The organism is Flavobacterium sp. RSP15 (genome assembly GCF_003968755.1).
Taxonomy (GTDB): Bacteria; Bacteroidota; Bacteroidia; order Flavobacteriales; family Flavobacteriaceae; genus Flavobacterium.
Map to the genome: position 1 here is coordinate 50596 of NZ_RYDL01000007.1, position 19816 is coordinate 70411.

Below are 19816 nucleotides of genomic sequence, written 5' to 3' on the forward strand. Positions count from 1 at the left end.
GTTTTATAAAAACACAATAACGCAGTAATTGATTGAAAATGAAACAGTATAAATTCATATTAAGTGGAGGTGGAACGGGTGGGCATATCTATCCGGCAATTGCTATTGCTAATGAATTGAAAACTCGTTTTCCGGACGCTGATTTCCTTTTTGTAGGGGCCAAAGATAAAATGGAAATGCAAAAAGTACCTCAGGCAGGCTACAAAATAATAGGGTTATGGATTGCAGGATTACAAAGACGATTCACCTTTGATAACACTCTTTTTCCGATAAAACTGATTAGTAGTTTATTGAAATCACGTACTATAATCAAACAATTTAAACCAGATGTAGTAATAGGAACAGGTGGTTTTGCCAGTGGACCGTTGTTACAGATAGCAGCGCTTTGCGGAATTCCAACACTGATTCAGGAACAAAATTCCTTTCCAGGAATTACCAATAAATTGTTAAGCAAAAGAGCCAACAAGATTTGTGTGGCTTACGAGAATTTACAGCGATTTTTTCCGAAAGAAAAAATGATTTTGACTGGAAATCCAGTGCGTCAGGATTTAATTGATATAGAGAGTAAAAGAGCGGAAGCAGTTCGCTATTTTGATTTAGATCCCAATAAAAAAACGATTTTGGTATTAGGAGGAAGTCTTGGAGCAAGAAGGATAAATCAGCTGATTGCTAAAGAAATTCTAACTTTTTCAGTCCATAATGTACAAGTGATCTGGCAATGTGGGAAATTGTATTTTGAGGAGTATAAATATTGTCAAGAAAATGAAAACATACAAATTCATTCTTTTATCGACCGGATGGATTTAGTATATGCAGCAGCAGATTTTGTGATTTCCCGGGCAGGAGCATCTTCTGTTTCGGAATTATGCATTGTTGGTAAACCGGTGATTTTTATCCCTTCGCCTAATGTTGCAGAGGATCATCAAACTAAAAATGCGCAAGCTGTAGTAGATAAAAATGGAGCAATTCTGCTTAAAGAAAATCAACTGGACACACAATTTAGTGTTGTTTTTGAGTCCTTGGTCAATGATCCGGAAAAACAGAAAGAACTTAGTGAAAACATAAAGCAGTTGGCTCTGCCAGAGGCAACAAAACAAATTGTAGATGAAATAATTAAATTAGTCCAAATCCGAAAGGCATAAAGTCAAATGACTTTAAAACTTTAAGGCTTTAAGACTTTAAGACATAAAAAAATGAACTTAAATCAAATACATAACGTCTATTTTATAGGGATTGGAGGAATCGGAATGAGTAACTTGGCACGTTATTTTCGCAATTTGGGAAAGCAAGTTTCGGGTTATGATAAAACGCCTTCTATTCTTACTACGGAGTTAATTGAAAGTGGAATTTCAATTCATTTCGAAGACAGTATTGATTTGATTCCAAAAGATTTTTATCCAGACAATACACTGGTAATTATTACTCCGGCTGTTCCTAAGACGCATTCAGAGTGGAATTTTTTTGTAGAAAGAAATTACCAAATCAAAAAAAGAGCCGAAGTTTTAGGGTTAATTACAAAAGACACCTTTTGTTTTGCGGTTGCCGGAACACATGGTAAAACAACTACATCAGGGATTTTAGGCCATCTTTTGTACGAAAGTGGTGCTGATGTTACCGCGTTTATTGGTGGAATAGTCGAAAATTATAATTCAAATTTAATAGGAAGCGGTTCAACCGTGACTGTAGTTGAAGCGGATGAATTTGACCGTTCCTTTTTGCATTTGCATCCTAATATTGCATGTATTACCTCAATGGATGCGGATCATTTAGATATTTATGGAACCAGTGAAGCAATAGAAGCTTCTTTCATTGAATTTGCTTCTAAAATAGAAGATAAAAACAATCTTTTCATAACAAAAGAATTGCCATTAGAAGGCATCACTTGTGCAGTAAACGAAGCGGCTGTTTACAAGGCATTTAATGTTAGAGTAGGAAACGGCAGTTACGTTTTTGATGTGCAAACGCCTACCGAAATAATTAGAGATTTACATTTTGGTTTACCAGGAAGACATAATTTAATGAATGCATTAATGGCTATTGCAATGGCTAACTTATTCGGCACCCCAACCGATGCCATTGCAAAAGGCATTGCATCATTTAAAGGGATAAAAAGAAGATTTTCGTACCAAATAAAAACAGATAGAAAAGTATATATAGATGATTATGCGCATCATCCTACAGAGATAAATGCCGTGCATCAAGCAGTCAGCGAATTGTATCCAAATCAAAAAGTATTGGCTGTTTTTCAACCTCATTTGTTTAGTAGAACCAGAGATTTTGTGGATGATTTTGCTAAAAGTTTATCCGCCTTTGATGAGGTTGTTTTATTAGATATTTATCCGGCTCGTGAATTGCCAATGGAGGGTGTTAACGCCCAATGGTTGATGAGTAAAATGACTAATAACCATAAAAAAATAGTTTCTAAAGAGGATTTAATTCCAACAATTTTAGCAAGCAATGCTACTGTAATAGTAACAATTGGAGCAGGAGATATTGGAGAATTAGTACCAATCATAAAAAAAGCGATACATGAAAGTATTTAATTGGACTAATATTAGATTACTGCTCATGGTTGTGGTAGTGATTTTTCTTTTTTCGTTTACATCAGATCGAAATAAAAACAGAAAATTGACTAAATCTGTTGTTATTTTTGTAGGGGATAACGCTCCTTTTATACGGGAAGAAACGGTTAATAAATTGTTAATAGAAAATAAAAAAGAGGCATCAAGCATTCAAAAAGTTAATTTAGATTTGAATACGTTGGAAGCCACTCTCGATGCACATGCGATGATTGAAAAATCACACGTATTTGTAACCATTGACGGGGTGTTAAAAGCGGTGGTCAAACAAAAAAATCCCATTGCTAGAGTTTTTGGTGAGGAAGGTTCTTTTTACATTGATTACGAAGGGAATAGAATGCCCTTGTCAACTAATTTTACAGCAAGAGTTCCGCTTGTTTCAGGGAGAATAAATAAAAACAACAACGAAGATTTAACTATTTTACTGCGCATGATTTATGAAGATGATTTTTTGAAAAAAAACATCATTGGTGTCCAAATTATGCCAAATGGAAGCTTAAAAATGTCAAACAGAAATTTCGACTATCAAATAGATTTTGGTAAATTGATACATGTAGCGCATAAATTTAAAAATTATAAAGCTTTTTTTCAAAAAGCGGTTTTAGACAGTTCGTTGTATAAATATAAGAAAATTGACCTCCGATTTACGGAACAAGTAGTTTGCACTAAATAATAGATAATGGAAAAAGAGAATATTGCAGTAGGTCTAGATATTGGGACAACTAAAATAGTTGCCATGATAGGCAAGAAGAATGAATATGGCAAACTAGAAATTTTAGGTGTAGGAAAATCTAAAAGTTTAGGTGTAGCAAGAGGCGTGGTAAATAATATTACACAAACCATACAGTCAATACAGCAAGCAATTCAAGAAGCCGAAAATAATTCAGGTTATAAAATAAAAGATGTAGTGGTAGGAATCGCGGGACAACACATCCGCAGTATTCAGCATACTGATTATATCAGCAGAAGCAATCCCGAAGAAGTAATTGGAGGGAATGACATTCAGCTTTTGATTGATCAAGTAAATAAATTGGCCATGTTGCCTGGGGAAGAAATCATACATGTTTTGCCGCAAGAATTTAAAATTGACGGACAATCCGAAATCAAAGAGCCTATAGGAATGTATGGCGGACGATTAGAGTCTAGTTTTCATGTTGTAGTGGGTCAAGCTTCTTCTATACGTAATGTGGGTAGATGCATTCAAAGTTCTGGAATTGAATTGTCAGGTTTAACATTAGAACCATTGGCTTCAGCAGATGCCGTTTTGAGTCAGGAAGAAAAAGAAGCTGGCGTTGCACTGATCGATATTGGTGGAGGAACAACAGATTTAGCTATTTTTAAAGATGGTATTATTCGCCACACAGCGGTAATTCCTTTTGGTGGTAATGTCATTACGGATGATATCAAAGAAGGATGCTCGATCATTGAAAAACAAGCTGAATTGTTGAAAGTTAAATTTGGTTCTGCTTGGCCAGGAGAAAATAGAGACAATGAAATTGTTTCCATTGCGGGATTAAGAGGTAGAGAACCAAAAGAAATTTCATTAAAGAATCTTTCCAAAATAATTCATGCGCGTGTTGTTGAGATTGTAGATCAAGTATTTACGGAGGTAAAAGCATACGGTCATGAAGATCCTCGCAAAAAGTTAATTGCAGGGATAGTGCTGACTGGCGGTGGTGCCCAATTGAAACATATCAAGCAGTTAGTAGAATACATTACTGGGATGGATACCAGAATTGGATATCCAAACGAACATCTGGCAGGGAATTCTGACGAGGAGATTTCAAGTCCTTTGTACGCAACAGCTGTTGGGTTAGTAATGAAAAGTATTGAGAATAAATCACAGAGTGCAGTTCGAAAAGATGCTGTAGAACAGCCTAGAACATCGGCTTACAGGGCAGCCGTAGCTGAAAATTTAGTTTATGAAATGCCTGAAAAAGAGGAAGAAGTTGAGAATTTAAAAGAAAAACATAATTCTACCGTAAACAGAATACAGAAAAATTTCTTTGATCGTTATGTTGATAAGATTAAAGATTTTCTGGATAATGCAGAATAGATAGTAAAAACATTCACAAGAATTAATAATAAATATCAAAAACCAAATAAAATGATGAGCAACTCAGAATTTGGAAGTATTTCATTTGATTTACCAAAAAACCAATCAAATGTAATCAAAGTTATTGGTGTAGGTGGAGGCGGAAGTAACGCCATCAATCACATGTTTAAACAAGGGATCAAAGGCGTAGATTTTATCGTGTGTAATACGGATTCTCAAGCTTTACAGAGTAGTTCTGTGCCTAATAAAATTCAGCTAGGAGTACACTTAACCGAAGGACTTGGTGCAGGAGCAAACCCGGATGTTGGACAGCAATCAGCTATTGAAAGCATTTCCGAGATTGAAAAAATGTTGGATCGCAATACTAAAATGGTATTTATTACAGCCGGAATGGGTGGTGGTACTGGTACGGGTGCTGCACCAGTAATTGCACAATTGGCTAAAGAAAGAGACATTCTTACTGTGGGTATTGTGACTTTACCTTTCTTGTTTGAAGGGAAAGTGCGTCAGGAACAAGCCTTAATTGGTATCGAAAAATTACGCAAACAAGTCGATTCTTTAATTGTTATCAATAATAATAAATTAAGAGAAGTATACGGAAATCTTGGTTTCAAAGCAGGGTTTTCAAAAGCAGATGAAGTTTTGGCGACAGCTTCAAGAGGTATCGCCGAAGTAATTACGCATCACTACACCCAGAATATCGATTTAAGAGACGCGAAAACAGTATTGTTTAATAGTGGAACGGCTATTATGGGATCTTCTGTTTCTTCAGGTGAAAACAGAGCTAAGGAAGCGATTATCGCCGCTTTAGATTCTCCTTTGTTGAATGATAATAAAATTACAGGTGCCAAAAACGTATTGTTGCTTATCGTTTCTGGAACTAATGAAATTACCATTGACGAAATAGGAGAGATTAATGATCACATACAAGTGGAAGCAGGCCATAACGCTAACATTATCATGGGAGTTGGTGAAGATGAATCCCTAGGGGACGCTATTGCTGTGACCATTATTGCCACAGGATTTGATATCGAGCAACAAAACGAAATTGTAAATACAGAACCCAAAAAAATAATACATACACTTGAGGACGAACAGCGAAGTGTTCATAATCTGACCAACAAGACAGTTGCTGCATTTGATTTGAATATGGAATCACCATCGACAAATTCAAATGAGAGGGTTATTTTTGATTTATTAGAAGATACGGTAGCTGCTCCTGAGCCAGTGGTAACGGTGCCAGTCATTAATAACGAAGAACTATTCGTTATGTCTGAATTTATCAAAAATTTAGATGTGACTTTTGAAATTGTTTCTCCAATAACAGATATTGATTTTACAATCACATCACCTGTCGCCGAGGTTAAAGAGCTAAAGACTGTTCAGCCAAAAGCAGCAGAAAGACAGGAACAAACTACATTCTCCTTTGATCTGCCGCTTTTCAAAACAACGCCTGTAGTTCCAGTAGAGGCCAGTAAAGTTTTATTTGAATTGACTCCTGAAACGCGTGATATAAGAGTAAATGAAGCCGTTCAATTTGTTCCGGTAACAGAATTGACAGATAACGGAATCATTAAATATTCTCTTGAAGAATATATGGAGCAAGAAAATGATTTCATGGCAAAACCAGTAGCGAAAACGCCAGAGGTTATAATTCCGGAGGAATTAAATATTACCATGAAACAAGTTGACAGCGCAGCGCATGTCCCAGTTGACTTTCAAGGAATCTCGCCTACTGAAATGACGATCGAAGAATCATTGCGAATGAGAGCAGATGAAAGAAGAAAAAAATTAAAAGAATTCAATTATAAGTTTCATAACAATGTGTCTAAAATTGATGAGTATGAAAAAGAACCGGCTTACAAAAGATTAGGAATAGACATCTCAAACCACCAAACTAATAATACGAATTCTAGAATTTCTGTAGGAACGGATAGTAATAATGATTTGCAGTTGCGTTCGAATAATTCATACTTACACGATAACGTGGATTAATGAACTCAAAATAAACTAAGTAACCCGAAAATTTAATTTAATTTCGGGTTATTTTTTTGTGCAATCTGAACAAGGCAATTTGTTGTTAATTCCAGTAAATTTTTTTAAATTTGTCGGGCATTAAAAAAGCGGTTGTTTGAATTCCCGAAAAAAAAAGCAGGAGCCTTTACTACCCTCTGAACATTCAAAAAAGTAGTGGTTTTATAATGAGCATTTCAATAATCGATTTGATAAATAATCGATTAATAAATAAACACTAAACATTATGAGTTTATCAATACACATCATGGACGAAATTAAAACCGCCATGAGAGCCAAAGACACAGTAGCTCTAGAAGCTTTAAGAGCTATTAAATCTGAAATTCTGCTAGCACAAACCGCTACAGGATCAAAAGAAGAAATCTCAGCGGACGATGAAATAAAATTGCTTCAAAAATTAGTAAAAACCCGTAAGGATAGCGCTAAAATTTTTACAGAACAAAATCGTTTGGATTTGGCTGAACCAGAATTAGCACAAATAGTAGTAATAGAAAAATTCTTGCCAGCACAATTAAGCGAAGCAGAAGTAGAAGCTGTAGTAGCAAAAATCATTGCCGAAACTGGTGCCGCAGGTATTGCAGCAATGGGAAAAGTAATGGGATTGGCCGCAGCACAATTAGGTGGAACTGCTGAGGGGAAAACGATCTCTACTATAGTTAAAAAATTATTGACATAGATTTATGATTTAAGAGTAACAGTTTTATATATAGGATATAAAACTGTTGCTGAATAATCTGAAATAATATTGACTGCGTAGTTCAACTGGATAGAATATCAGATTTCGACTCTGAGGGTTGCAGGTTCGAACCCTGCCGTGGTCACTTTAATAAACTCAATTACCTTGCTTTTTGGTAGTTGGGTTTTTTTTTGTTTTTTGAAAGTGCCAAACCATTGCCAAACCATATTAAAAACACTGAAAATTTAATACATTCGTAACTGTTTGATGATTTCAAATTTTAAACCAACGTTTGAACAACGTAAAACGGTAGCTTGAACAACTACCGTTTTTTTATACGTTAAGGGTTTCCTTGAGCGCGTGAGCGTATTGATTCATTTTTATTAATTATTTTACTTGTATACGTGTCACAGATAGGTGCAAACCTTTATTTTTACATCATAAGTAAATTTTCAATTATGCCCAACGGGTAACGATATCAAATAATTTCATTTTGTCCGATTTAAGTATTTGAAAGTTCAAATGAAATTAATGAAAATTGGAACAAATCAAGGCGAATATTTCTTTGTATATTTGCTACCTCAAAAATAATTTAAATAATGATCGAAGATAAAAACCCACAACGCACAAGTATTGCTCAGTTAGGTGAATTTGGATTGATTGCCCATTTGACAAAAAACTTCAAAATCAATCATCCTTCAACTTTGAAAGGAATTGGCGATGACGCCGCTGTTTTGGATTTCAAAGATAAAAGAGTAGTAGTTTCGACAGATTTATTGATAGAAGGTGTGCATTTTGATTTGGCATACATGCCCTTAAAACATTTGGGTTACAAAGCGGTAGTGGTCAATGTTTCTGATATTTGCGCCATGAATGCTAAACCCACGCAAATCACGGTTTCAGTAGCAGTCTCTAATCGTTTTCCTTTAGAAGCTTTGGATGAATTGTTTGCAGGGATTACGCATGCTGCAAATGAATACAATGTAGATGTTATCGGTGGGGATACGACTTCCTCCCAGAAAGGGTTAATCATCAGTATAACTGCCATTGGCGAAGCAGATGAGAATGAAATCGTGTATAGAAATGGTGCCAAACAAACTGATTTATTAGTCGTAACTGGCGATATTGGGGCTGCTTATATGGGTTTGCAAGTTTTGGAACGCGAAAAGCAAGTGTTTCAGGTGAATCCGAATTCACAACCGGATTTAGATGCGTACACGTATTTAATTGAACGGCAATTGAAACCTGAAGCACGCAAAGATGTTCGAACTTTATTGCACGCTTTAGAAATAAGACCAACTTCAATGATAGATATTTCAGATGGATTATCGTCTGAGATTATTCATTTGTGCAAACAGTCTAAGGTAGGGTGTAATTTATACGAAGACAAACTACCAATTGATCCAACATTTATTAATGTTTGTGAAGAATTCGATATCGACAGCACCACTGTTGCCATAAACGGAGGCGAAGATTATGAATTGCTTTTTACTATTGCCATGGACGATTTTGAAAAAATCAAAGGGAATCCAAACTTTACGATCATCGGGCACATGACACAAGAAAGCGAAGGTATTCATTTAGTGACTCGTGCCAACACTAAAATAGCATTGAAAGCCCGTGGTTGGGATGCTTTGAGTGAATAGAAATCTCTTTAAAATAAACAAAAAACGACACCTATTAAGTGTCGTTTTTTGTTCTTTTTACTTTAAAAAAGCAATCCTTTGTTTTTAGCTTCTCGAACTAAATCAATATCGCTTCCATGTTCTATTTTTAATAATTCTTTTAAATTCAGTTTGCGTTGCTCAATTGCGCCAAGTGAAATTGGAATATATTGTGGAATGTCATTCAGCTTGGTTCCTTTTGATATATGAAACAAAATATCTTTATCAAATTGATCAATTTCTATTGTGTTTTCCTCTGCCTGATTCAACATTTTTAAAACGGACTGGCTGTAATATTTTTCGTTTTTTATAACTTTATCGAAAGCAAAAATCAATTCATCAAAAGTTAAATCGTTTTTTATAACCAGTCCACTTGGATTTATTGTTTTGATAATGGTTTTTATCTTCAACAATTCGGTATACATGGTTAGTAATATAATTTTGCAGTTTGGCATGTATTCTAATATTAATTTTGCCAAATCCTCGCCGGAATAAATATTTTTTTCTTCATAAGGCGGCATACTAATATCTAAAAAAGCAATGTCAAATGGCACAATAGCTGGATTGGTAATAATATGGTAGGCTGATTCGCAATCTTTTGCTTTAGTTATAAAAAACTCGAATTCCTCCGGATTATACCTCGTAATTGCATTTTTATATCCTTCTATTATAAAAGGATGGTCGTCAACTATTAATATTTCATTCTTTGTTTTTACTGTATCAACGGAATCATTAGCCATTTTGTATAAGTTGTAAGATTGTTTTTATTCTATTGGGGTGGTAACCGTTATAATTGTTCCTCCTTTTTTTGAGGATTGTATGTCAAAGATACTATCGCATTCTTTGGCTCGAAAAAGTATGTTTTGCAAACCAATGCCTCTTTTAGTTGTTTTTATATTAAAACCAACACCATCGTCACTAATTTTTAAAATCAAATGATCTTCTTCTTTTCTTAGTTCTATTTTAATGGTATTAGCATTAGCATATTTATTACTGTTTTGGAGTGCTTCCTGCAGAATACGGTAAAAGTTGATTTTTAGCGAGTTACTCACCAGCTCCCATTTTATAGCTGGATCAATACTTGAAATTAATTTTGATTTATAAGTCTTTTTTTGGTCTTCAAATAAATTATCAACTATGGCGACGAAGTTATTAATTAATTCTGATTTTTCTCTATTCAAGTCATGTGAAATTTCTCGAATATCCTGCTCAATATTTTTTAATTCTATTAAATAGTTAGTTCTTTTTTCCACAGCATTCTTGTCAGTAATTTTATTCAAGCTGTCCAAGTTAATTCGCACTCCAAACATCCTGCCTAAAACGCCGTCGTGCAATTCGCGTGCTACTCTTTTCTTTTCCTTAATTCTATTTATTTCAATTGTGTTTTGTTGTGTGATCATTAAATTATAAATCTCTTCATTGGCCATTTGCTGATGTTGCTTGAATAACAACTCTCTGTTTTTTGCTTTTTGTGTTCTAATCACAAAGAAAAACAAGCTAAGCATTGCCAAACAGCTAAAGATATAAACTAAATTCCTGTTTTGTTGTACTAAGTCCGTATTCTCGTTTTTTATTTCCTCTGTTTCGTATTCAATACGGGTGAATTTATTACCCATTTTACGTTCTGATTTTTGTAATTTCTCGCTGACTTGCATGTATTCCTTTCCATAAACCGCAGCGTTTTGTGGCTCTATAATCGACAATAGCTTCAGCGAATTTAAAACATTACGATAATTGTTTGTTTTTTGAGATAATTCAAGGGCTTGTTTGGCAAACTGACTTGCTTTTAAACTTTTATTCTTAGAATTGAAATATTCGGATAAATTTATTTTAATGGCTATTATACCCGTAGTTAGTTGTAAACTATCTCTGATTTTTAATGACCGAAAAAACAAGTCTTCTACCCCTTTCTTCTCGTTAAGCTTGAATTTAGAATACGCTAGATTATTCAATAACATGGCGTACAATGATGGCTTATCTTTAAAGACATTTTTTTGATCTAGTCCTTTTTGAAAATATCTTTTCGCCCGGTTGAAATCTTGTTTTTTAAGGAGGAGGTAGCCAATGTTATTGTATGAAGTTGCTTTGGGCTGATAAAAAGAGTCCATTAACTCGTCATCAATACTGGCTAAAGCTTTATTGTGAAAGCCCATTGCATTGTTATAATCTTCTAGTTCATTATAAATCAATCCTAGTAAATTGTAAGCATCGTATAAGATGTCGCTTTGTTGTGTGTCCTTTATGATTTTTAAAGCTTTATAAGTCGCTTTTTCAGACCCTAATAAATCACTTTGGTTGAATTGTAAATTAGCTTTTATTATTATAGTTTTTGCAAGGTTGTAATTGTCGTTTAACTCAAAGTACATTTTTTCTGCTTTGTTATAGTACAAAAAAGAACTATCGGGAATGCCCAGAGAATCATAATAATCTCCTAAATAATTATTTCCTTTTGCCATACTAAAAGAATCCTGCGTAAGTTCAGATTTTTCAAGTATCAATTGGACTGTTTTTATATACTCCTTCCAATTTGCTATGTTGTAATAGCGATTAGCAATCTTGAAAAGGTTTACACGATGTAAAGAATCATTTTCTTGAGGAGTTATAATTTGAAGTGCTTTTTTTATGTTTTTATCTCGCTGTTCAGATGGTAAATCAAAATTGTTTGCTGTAGATAAATATTTAGAGAGGCTATCTTTAGAGTTTAAAGCAATTTTATTTAAAGTATTTTTTTGAGTACATCCAAAAAATAAAAAAATAAAAAAAAGTGTTGTATAGAAAGGATGTTTCAATAGTAGTATATTTTATCTTCAAAAATAAGAAAATAAACCTATTAGCATAAAAAAAAGCTGTCAAAAATTTGACAGCTTTTATAATTTTAGAAAAAAATCTATATGTTTAGTCCATTTTTTTGTTTCCACCAGCGGAACCATTTCCGGTAAGATTTAGTTGTACGTTTGCAATTTTGAAAACTTCTGCTTTGTTATCATTTTTTGTTGTTGAAGTAATTTCTTCATTTGAAGTAAATGAAGTTAATACCAGTACTAAAGAAAATAATCCGATTGTTAAAATTGCTTTTTTCATAATTTGGAGATTTTATATTGTTGTTTGATTTTACTTTTTAGAACCACATTGGTGTGAGATTTCATAGTAAACTTACTCAGACAACTTAAATTTTTTCTAGAAAAAAAGGTATATATGGTAGAACAAGTCTGGATGATAGTGAATGGGTGTCAAATATGGGTGAACGGACAATTTTAGATTTCTAAATAATTACCGTTAGCAAATTCAGCGATAACAAGGTCGATGTTTGTCTTGTACGACTTAGAAAAAGGGAGTTTGACGGTACTGTTTTTTATGTAACATACAGCATTTCCGCTGTGAATTCTGGAAATATAGTTTTGATTCACAATATAACTGTTGTGAATTCTTATAAAGGGATATAATAATACCCCTTCAAAATGTTTCAATGTTTTAAAAGCCGTAATCATTTCCCCGTTATTTAAATGAATGTCCGTTGAGTTATTATCGGCTCTAAGGTAACAGATGTCTTTTGCATCAATATAGCGATAATCTCCATAAGATTTGATACACAAAGTGAGTGACTGGTCCTGATGTACTGTTTCAGGTTGTGGCAGGAACGTTGGCTTTTCATCAAGGCTGATCGATTCATTCGAAGTAACCCCGCTTTCGATATTCGATTTATTTAATTTTAAAATCAATTTTATTACATCGATTCGTACTAGTGGCTTTAATAAATAATCAGTCACTTCATATTGTATTGCTTCAAAAGCCAACTCTTTTTTACGGGTGGTAATAATAATTTTAGGGATTATTTTTAGGTAACGGTACAATTCATTGATCAATGCCAAAGACAAATTGCTAGTTGCATCAACAGGATCGATTTCGAGAAAAATTAATTGTGGCGTATGTTCTAAAATTAGATGTAGTCCATCAGCATAATTATTTGCGAAGGCCACAAAAGTTAGTTCTGAAAAACCATCAGCAATGCCTTTTGTTTTCAAAACACTTTCTTGATTGTCGTCAATAATAATGTACAAATAATTCATCAATGGCTTTTCCTGGGATTGTTAAGCATTACATCCGATTTGCAAAGCAAAATATACTTTGGTTTATTAAATTAAGTGGGTTGTTTGAGCAATTCAATCAAACAAAAATATCAAAAAACGACTAAAATACTTCTGTTTAACATTTTAAAAATAAGCATTTAACTATTTTTTCACAGGTCTTGTTGATATGTTTTTAACAAATGTTGATACATTAAGATGAAATGCAAATTTATCTGATTAAGAGCACTATAGCTATTTTAAAATATGTTTGAAATTAAATGCACTTAGTAAATTTCTCCTAATAAGAGCTAGTTGCCAGCATAAAAGCTTTCCTAAAGTCAAGCTGTTACTTGTTGTACTGCTGATTCAAAGAGGAATAATGTCGATTGATAATAACTTTATCCGAATTAACCGCCAAAAAGTAACTGCTAAAAATATTTTTTTTAAAAATTTATCTTACTTTTATTCCAAAAAACAAAAACTATGAAATCGCCATGACAGAAGCTGTCTCAAACACCAATGAAGATCTGGCGATACCATATTCCTATAAAAAACAAATATTATCTACATATGAAAAAATTATTTGTCTTAATTTGCTTAACTTCTTCTTTATTTGGTTTTAGCCAAGAAAAAGAAACAACTGATTTCAAGAAAAATGAAATTAAACTAAATGTTGCATTTTTAGTTGCAGGTGGTTTCGAAGGAACTTTTGAAAGGATTATAAACGAAGAATCTGCTTTTGGGGTTTCTTTATTTATCCCGATAATTGAGGACATTGAACCAAACTTTAGCGTAACACCATACTATCGTTATTATTTTGGCAAAAAACCTGCTGCAGGATTTTTTGCAGAAGGTTTTGGAATGTTGAATTCCTATGATAGTTATATTTATAATGACAATTCATTTAATTCAGACATAGAAACCAGAACTGATTTTGCTCTTGGTTTTGGTTTAGGAGCTAAATGGATTACCAAAAAAGGATTTCTTTTTGAGATAAATGCAGGTGTTGGACGAAATTTATTTAATAGTTCTGATACTGACTTCGAGATCGTTGGTCGAGGCGGAATAACTTTTGGCTACAGGTTTTAATATTTTAAAGAAGCCTTCTCCCTTGAGAAGCCTTCTTTAAAATAGTCTATTAAGCAAGTCTGCACAGCTACTATATTTTCATGAGCCAATTCTTCATTGAAACTTCATTTTCGATAATAGATTTTAAATCTGCAATAGCCACACGGTCTTGTTTCATCGTGTCTCTGTGACGAATAGTAACCGTTTGATCTTCGATAGTTTGATGATCTACTGTGATACAAAACGGCGTTCCAAGCGCATCTTGTCTTCTGTAGCGTCTTCCTACGGCATCTTTTTCATCATACGTCACATTAAAATCCCAACGCAAATCGTCAATGATTTTATGTGCGATTTCTGGCAATCCGTCTTTTTTTACCAATGGCAAAATTGCTGCTTTAGTTGGAGCCAGAACCGAAGGTAATTTCAAAACAGTTCTTGTGGAGCCATCTTCTAATGTTTCTTCTTTTAATGAAGTGGCAAAAACAGCCAAAAACATTCTGTCTAATCCAACTGAAGTTTCTACTACATAAGGAACGTAATTCTGATTTAATTCAGCATCAAAATATTGTAATTTTCTGCCGGAAAACTGCTCGTGTGCTTTCAAATCAAAATCAGTTCTGGAGTGAATTCCTTCTAACTCTTTGAATCCAAAAGGAAAGTTAAACTCAATATCAGCCGCTGCATTGGCATAATGGGCTAATTTTTCATGATCGTGAAAACGATAATTTTCTCTTCCTAAACCAAGTGATAAATGCCATTTCAAACGGGCTTCCTTCCAAAATTCATAATGCTTCATTTCATCACCTGGACGCACAAAAAATTGCATTTCCATTTGTTCAAACTCCCGCATACGAAAAATAAACTGTCGGGCTACGATTTCATTTCTAAACGCTTTTCCAGTTTGTGCAATCCCAAAAGGAATTTTCATTCGTCCTGATTTTTGAACATTTAGGAAATTGACAAAAATACCTTGTGCCGTTTCCGGACGCAAATATAAATCCATTGCTGTATCTGCGGATGCGCCTAATTTGGTGCCAAACATCAAGTTAAACTGACGCACTTCGGTCCAGTTTCTGGAACCCGTTTCCGGACAAGCAATCTCCAGTTCTTCGATTAATGCTTTTACATCTTCTAAATCTTCATTTCCTAAAGAACGTCCCAATCGTTCCAGAATTTCTCTCTCTTTGGATTTATACTCTATAACGCGAGGATTTGTAGTCACAAATTCCTGTTCATTGAAGGTGTCACCAAAACGCACTCTTGCCTTTTCGATTTCCTTGATTGCTTTTATGTTGAGTTTTTCAGCATAATCTTCAATCAAAACATCGGCTCTATATCTTTTTTTTGAATCTTTGTTGTCTATCAATGGATCATTGAACGCGTCTACGTGACCCGATGCTTTCCAGGTAGTTGGGTGCATCAATATAGAGGCATCAAGACCTACAATGTTATCGTTCATTTGAACCATGGCGCGCCACCAATATTCGCGTATGTTCTTTTTTAATTCTACTCCGTTTTGTGCATAATCATAGACTGCACTTAAACCATCGTAAATTTCGCTTGACGGAAAAATAAATCCGTATTCTTTTGCATGCGAAATTACATTCTTAAATAAATCTTCTTGTTTTGCCATAATACTGCAAAAATATAAAAAGTGAACTTAAAAAAAAGGAAATTGTTAAAGATTGAAGCATTGTTTTGTCTATTTTTATAAATAAATCCCTGATTACATGTTTGAAAGCATTATTAATCTTTTTTTTCCAAAGGTCTGTTCCGGTTGCAACGCCTTTTTAATTGCGAACGAAAATGTGATTTGTACGGTTTGCAGACACGATATTCCGTTGACCAATCATCATTTGAATCCAGAGAATGATGCTTTCAAAAAATTTTACGGACGAATTCCTGTCGTGCATACTTCTGCTTTGTTTTATTTTCATAAAAAGGGAATTGTCCAAGTGCTTATTCATAATTTGAAATACAAAGGACACGAAGAAATAGGAACAATTCTAGGGGAATGGTACGCTGAGGATTTGAAAAACATTGAATTATTAACAACTGTAAATGAAATTATTCCAGTTCCATTGCATCGAAGGAAACTAAAAGAAAGGGGATACAACCAAGTTACTGCTTTTGGAAAAGCACTTTCCACTCGTTTAAATGTAGCTTACAATGACTCACTTTTGATTCGGAATGTGTATTCAAAAACGCAATCCAAGAAAAATTTACTAGGCAGAACGGAAGGAATCGAATCTGTTTTTGATGTTTCCTTTACTGAAAAAAATCACAACAAACATTTCCTTTTAATTGATGATGTTATTACAACCGGAGCTACCTTAGAAGCTTGTTCCCGGGCTATACTTAAAATACCGGGTGCAAAAATCAGTATTGTTTGTATGGCGATGGCGCAGTCGTAATTTGGATATTTCGGTTCCAAAACATGTATTTAAAACAGAATGATACCTTAAAGCACAGTCGTTTTTTAGCCCTGATTACTTCACCTAACTTTTACTCTTATAGGAGTTCAGTGAACTTTGTTTGAAGTGAAAATCTTTTTTATGCGCCTTTTCGGTGGATAAAAGATTGGAACAGACGAAGTAAATAGCTTCTGAAAACAAGTATGTTACAACTCTAAAGAGCGCACTATTAATTAATTTAATGAAATTATAACGAAATAGAATTTCTATTTCCAAAGTTAAATGATTAAATTTGGATAAAATATTTATAAATCATTAAACAATCATATTATGGCTTTTGAATTACCACAATTACCTTATGCGTATGACGCATTAGAACCTTATATTGATGCTCGTACAATGGAAATTCATCACTCGAAACATCACAATGCGTATACTACCAATCTTAATGCAGCTATTGCTGGAACGGATATGGAAGGTAAGACGATTGAAAATATTTTGATTAATCTTGATATGAAAAACATGCCTGTTCGCAATAATGGCGGTGGTTTTTACAATCATAATTTGTTTTGGACGGTAATGACGCCAAATGGTGGCGGACTTCCAACTGGAGATTTATTGGCTGCAATTGAAGCTGCTTTTGGAACTTTTGAAGAATTTAAAGCATCGTTCAGCAAAGCTGGAGCAACTCAATTTGGTTCTGGATGGGCATGGCTTTGTGTTCATAAAGGCGGTAAAGTTGAGGTTTGCGGAACTCCTAACCAAGACAATCCATTAATGCCAGGAATAGGTTGTGGCGGAACTCCAATTTTAGGAATGGATGTTTGGGAACATGCGTACTATTTGCATTATCAAAACAGAAGACCAGATTATATCGAAGCTTTTTTCAATGTAATTAACTGGACGGAAGTGGCGAGAAGATTTGCTTTAGAGAAATAAGCTCCCTAACACCCGAAGGGGGAATTAACAAAAGAGGCTAGAAAAAAAATTTTTTTCTAGCCTCTTTTGTTTCCTGCGAAAATATTTTTTATCTGCTTTGATTTCCCTTTAGTGGTTGGGGCTTTAATTTTATTCTAATAAAAAGGGTGGAATTTCTTCCACCCTTTTTGCCCCAAATCTACCACAAACTTAACCTATTAAAAATATGATAATTAAAAATATGATTGTTATCTATTGTTACCAAAAATGTTAGACGAACAGCTTAGAAAACTGATTAAAAACCACAAGCTGAAACTTACTAGTAAGCTCTAGCATCTTTCCCCTCGTAAAAATTCATAAAAGCTCTATTAACGACCCTATTTCCTCCTGGCGTTGGATAATCACCCGTAAAATACCAATCCCCTAAATTTTTAGGACAGGCAATATGCAAATCTTCTACCGTTTGGAAAATGATTTTTACCTCGGCCTTTATCTCCGGTGAACTCAACATTTGCGCAATTTTATCTGAAACCTCTTGCGGTTGAAAAGGCGCATATATTGCTGTTACATAATTGATAACTTCGGTGTCATTGAAGTTTTCCTGTGCTTTACATTTTACATATACCTCATCAACAATATGATACATGTTTCTTTCTTTTAGCAATTCTAAAGCTGCTTTAAAAGCTACTAATCCTTCTAGTTTTGCCATATCAATACCGTAACAATCCGGATAACGTATTTGCGGTGCAGAGGATACGATTACAATTCTTTTTGGATTCAAACGATCCATCATTTTGATGATACTCATTTTCAGGGTTGTACCTCGAACAATACTATCATCGATTATTACTAAATTATCCGTTGGTTTGATAACTCCATATGTAACATCATATACATGGGCAACCAAATCATCACGGCTGCTGTCCTCGGTAATAAACGTTCTAAGTTTTGCATCTTTAATTGCGACTTTCTCCGTACGAATTTTGACAGAAAGGAGTTCTTGTAATGATTCCTTAGTTAAGGTATTTCTATTTTGAAGAATATAATTGTTCTTTCTTTGATTCAGAAAATCTTGAGCTGCTTCCACCAATCCGTAGAAAGACGTCTCGGCAGTATTTGGAATATAAGAGAAAACTGTATTGTCTGTGTCTTGATCAATTGATTTTAACACCGCCGGAAGTATCAATCTTCCTAATGTTTTTCTTTCCTGATATATTTCAGCATCACTTCCTCTTGAGAAATAAATTCGTTCAAAAGAACAGGCTTTTTTTACTGTTGGAGGAAGAATCTCTTCCATGGAAACCGTACCGTTTTTCTTAATTATTAATGCAGTTCCAGGTTCTATTTCTTGAACTTTTTCGAAAGGCACATTGAAAACGGTTTGTATAACCGGTCTTTCAGAAGCCACAACAATTACTTCGTCATCTTGATAAAAATAAGCTGGACGTATCCCGGCAGGATCTCTAAAGACAAATGAATCACCGTGACCTAAAAGTCCAGCCATAGCATATCCTCCATCTAAATTTTTAGAAGAACGTCTCAAAATTTTAGCAATATCCAAGCGTTCGGCAATTACAGGAGAAGCTTCTCTTTTAGACAAACCTTCTTCTTTACAATCCTGATACAACTGCATCACTTCTTTGTCCAGAAAATGTCCGATTTTTTCCATAACCGTCACCGTATCTGCCATTTCTTTTGGATGCTGACCCAATTCTACCAAATTTTGGAAAAGTTCTTTCACATTGGTCATATTGAAATTCCCGGCCAATATCAGATTTCGATGCATCCAATTGCTTTGACGCAGAAATGGATGAACGCTTTCAATACTATTTTTCCCAAAAGTTCCATATCGCACATGACCCAAAAACAATTCGCCTAGGTAAGGAATATTTTCTTTTTGAAGCGCTACATCATCCGCATATTCAGGATGAGCTGCCATCTCTTCATTTATTCTTTCATTTATTTGTTTAAATACATCTTGAATAGGCTGCGAATGGTTTGATCGTACGCGACTTATGTATCGCTCACCAGGTTCAACATCCATTTTAATACTTGCAAAACCTGCTCCGTCTTGCCCGCGATTGTGCTGCTTTTCCATAAGGAGATACATTTTTTGTATTCCGTAAAAAGCAGTTCCGTATTTCTCTTTGTAAAATTCAAGCGGTTTGAGTAGTCTAACTAGTGCTATTCCACATTCGTGTTGTAAAGCGTCGCTCATTGTGTTGTTGTTTGTTGTTGTGTTATTCTAAAAAATGAATTGGACTGATTTATATATGGGCAATAATCAAACCAGATAGTATCTCTTCTATTTTTTTAACAAAAAAACCCCGTTTCCGAGGT

At 34.3% G+C, this 19816-nt stretch carries 16 protein-coding genes and 1 tRNA gene; 11 read left to right on the forward strand and 6 right to left on the reverse strand.

Features of this window, described 5'->3' with window-relative positions; all coding sequences use genetic code 11:
• The first annotated feature begins 38 nt into the window (after positions 1 to 38).
• From murG to thiL, 8 genes are all read left to right on the forward strand, one after another.
• Positions 39 to 1142 (forward strand): undecaprenyldiphospho-muramoylpentapeptide beta-N-acetylglucosaminyltransferase, encoded by a 1104-nt coding sequence (gene murG, locus EKM00_RS09325; protein ID WP_126515994.1) that lies wholly within the window; start codon positions 39 to 41, stop codon positions 1140 to 1142.
• Positions 1143 to 1193: 51 nt separating this feature from the next.
• The gene (gene murC, locus EKM00_RS09330) at positions 1194 to 2543 is read left to right on the forward strand and encodes a UDP-N-acetylmuramate--L-alanine ligase (RefSeq protein ID WP_126515995.1); all 1350 of its coding nucleotides are present in this window, start codon (positions 1194 to 1196) and stop codon (positions 2541 to 2543) included.
• The gene (locus tag EKM00_RS09335) at positions 2530 to 3252 is read left to right on the forward strand and encodes a cell division protein FtsQ/DivIB (protein ID WP_126515996.1); all 723 of its coding nucleotides are present in this window, start codon (positions 2530 to 2532) and stop codon (positions 3250 to 3252) included. The genes murC and EKM00_RS09335 overlap by 14 nt, the downstream gene beginning before the upstream one ends.
• A gap of 6 nt (positions 3253 to 3258) precedes the next feature.
• The gene (ftsA, locus tag EKM00_RS09340) at positions 3259 to 4635 is read left to right on the forward strand and encodes a cell division protein FtsA (protein ID WP_126515997.1); all 1377 of its coding nucleotides are present in this window, start codon (positions 3259 to 3261) and stop codon (positions 4633 to 4635) included.
• Between the two features lie 51 nt (positions 4636 to 4686).
• Positions 4687 to 6630 (forward strand): cell division protein FtsZ, encoded by a 1944-nt coding sequence (gene ftsZ, locus EKM00_RS09345; RefSeq protein WP_126515998.1) that lies wholly within the window; start codon positions 4687 to 4689, stop codon positions 6628 to 6630.
• Positions 6631 to 6895: 265 nt separating this feature from the next.
• Positions 6896 to 7345 (forward strand): GatB/YqeY domain-containing protein, encoded by a 450-nt coding sequence (locus tag EKM00_RS09350; protein ID WP_126452703.1) that lies wholly within the window; start codon positions 6896 to 6898, stop codon positions 7343 to 7345.
• A 71-nt stretch (positions 7346 to 7416) separates the two neighbouring features.
• Positions 7417 to 7490 (forward strand) — tRNA-Arg (locus tag EKM00_RS09355).
• Positions 7491 to 7944: 454 nt separating this feature from the next.
• Positions 7945 to 8991, forward strand: coding sequence for a thiamine-phosphate kinase (gene thiL / locus EKM00_RS09360; RefSeq protein ID WP_126515999.1), 1047 nt, complete (start codon positions 7945 to 7947; stop codon positions 8989 to 8991).
• 62 nt (positions 8992 to 9053) lie between these two features.
• Here the strand turns inward: thiL and EKM00_RS09365 are convergent, their stop codons facing one another.
• The 4 genes from EKM00_RS09365 to EKM00_RS09380 form a co-directional block, all read right to left on the reverse strand.
• Positions 9054 to 9749 (reverse strand): response regulator, encoded by a 696-nt coding sequence (locus EKM00_RS09365; protein ID WP_126516000.1) that lies wholly within the window; start codon positions 9747 to 9749, stop codon positions 9054 to 9056.
• Between the two features lie 24 nt (positions 9750 to 9773).
• Complete coding sequence (locus tag EKM00_RS09370) at positions 9774 to 11798, reverse strand: tetratricopeptide repeat-containing sensor histidine kinase (RefSeq protein ID WP_233592271.1); 2025 nt, start codon at positions 11796 to 11798, stop codon at positions 9774 to 9776.
• A gap of 106 nt (positions 11799 to 11904) precedes the next feature.
• Complete coding sequence (locus tag EKM00_RS09375) at positions 11905 to 12090, reverse strand: hypothetical protein (protein ID WP_126516001.1); 186 nt, start codon at positions 12088 to 12090, stop codon at positions 11905 to 11907.
• Between the two features lie 173 nt (positions 12091 to 12263).
• A complete protein-coding gene (locus tag EKM00_RS09380) occupies positions 12264 to 13076 on the reverse strand; it encodes a LytR/AlgR family response regulator transcription factor (RefSeq protein ID WP_126516002.1) in 813 nt (270 codons plus the stop codon).
• Positions 13077 to 13646: 570 nt separating this feature from the next.
• On the opposite strand from EKM00_RS09380, the gene EKM00_RS09385 reads away from it, so the two are divergent.
• Positions 13647 to 14165, forward strand: coding sequence for a DUF3575 domain-containing protein (locus EKM00_RS09385; protein ID WP_158614720.1), 519 nt, complete (start codon positions 13647 to 13649; stop codon positions 14163 to 14165).
• A 70-nt stretch (positions 14166 to 14235) separates the two neighbouring features.
• Here EKM00_RS09385 and EKM00_RS09390 read toward each other — a convergent pair whose 3' ends face one another.
• Entirely contained in the window at positions 14236 to 15777 is a 1542-nt protein-coding gene (locus EKM00_RS09390) for a glycine--tRNA ligase (RefSeq protein ID WP_126461762.1), read from the reverse strand.
• A gap of 97 nt (positions 15778 to 15874) precedes the next feature.
• Here EKM00_RS09390 and EKM00_RS09395 point away from each other — a divergent pair, with 97 nt between their 5' ends.
• Positions 15875 to 16558, forward strand: a complete 684-nt coding sequence (locus tag EKM00_RS09395) for a ComF family protein (RefSeq protein WP_126452715.1) — start codon at positions 15875 to 15877, stop codon at positions 16556 to 16558.
• Positions 16559 to 16888: 330 nt separating this feature from the next.
• Positions 16889 to 17497: a superoxide dismutase gene (locus EKM00_RS09400; protein WP_126452717.1), complete on the forward strand. Its 609-nt coding sequence runs from the start codon at positions 16889 to 16891 to the stop codon at positions 17495 to 17497.
• 298 nt (positions 17498 to 17795) lie between these two features.
• Here the strand turns inward: EKM00_RS09400 and EKM00_RS09405 are convergent, their stop codons facing one another.
• Complete coding sequence (locus EKM00_RS09405) at positions 17796 to 19694, reverse strand: amidophosphoribosyltransferase (protein WP_126516003.1); 1899 nt, start codon at positions 19692 to 19694, stop codon at positions 17796 to 17798.
• Positions 19695 to 19816 lie beyond the last annotated feature (122 nt).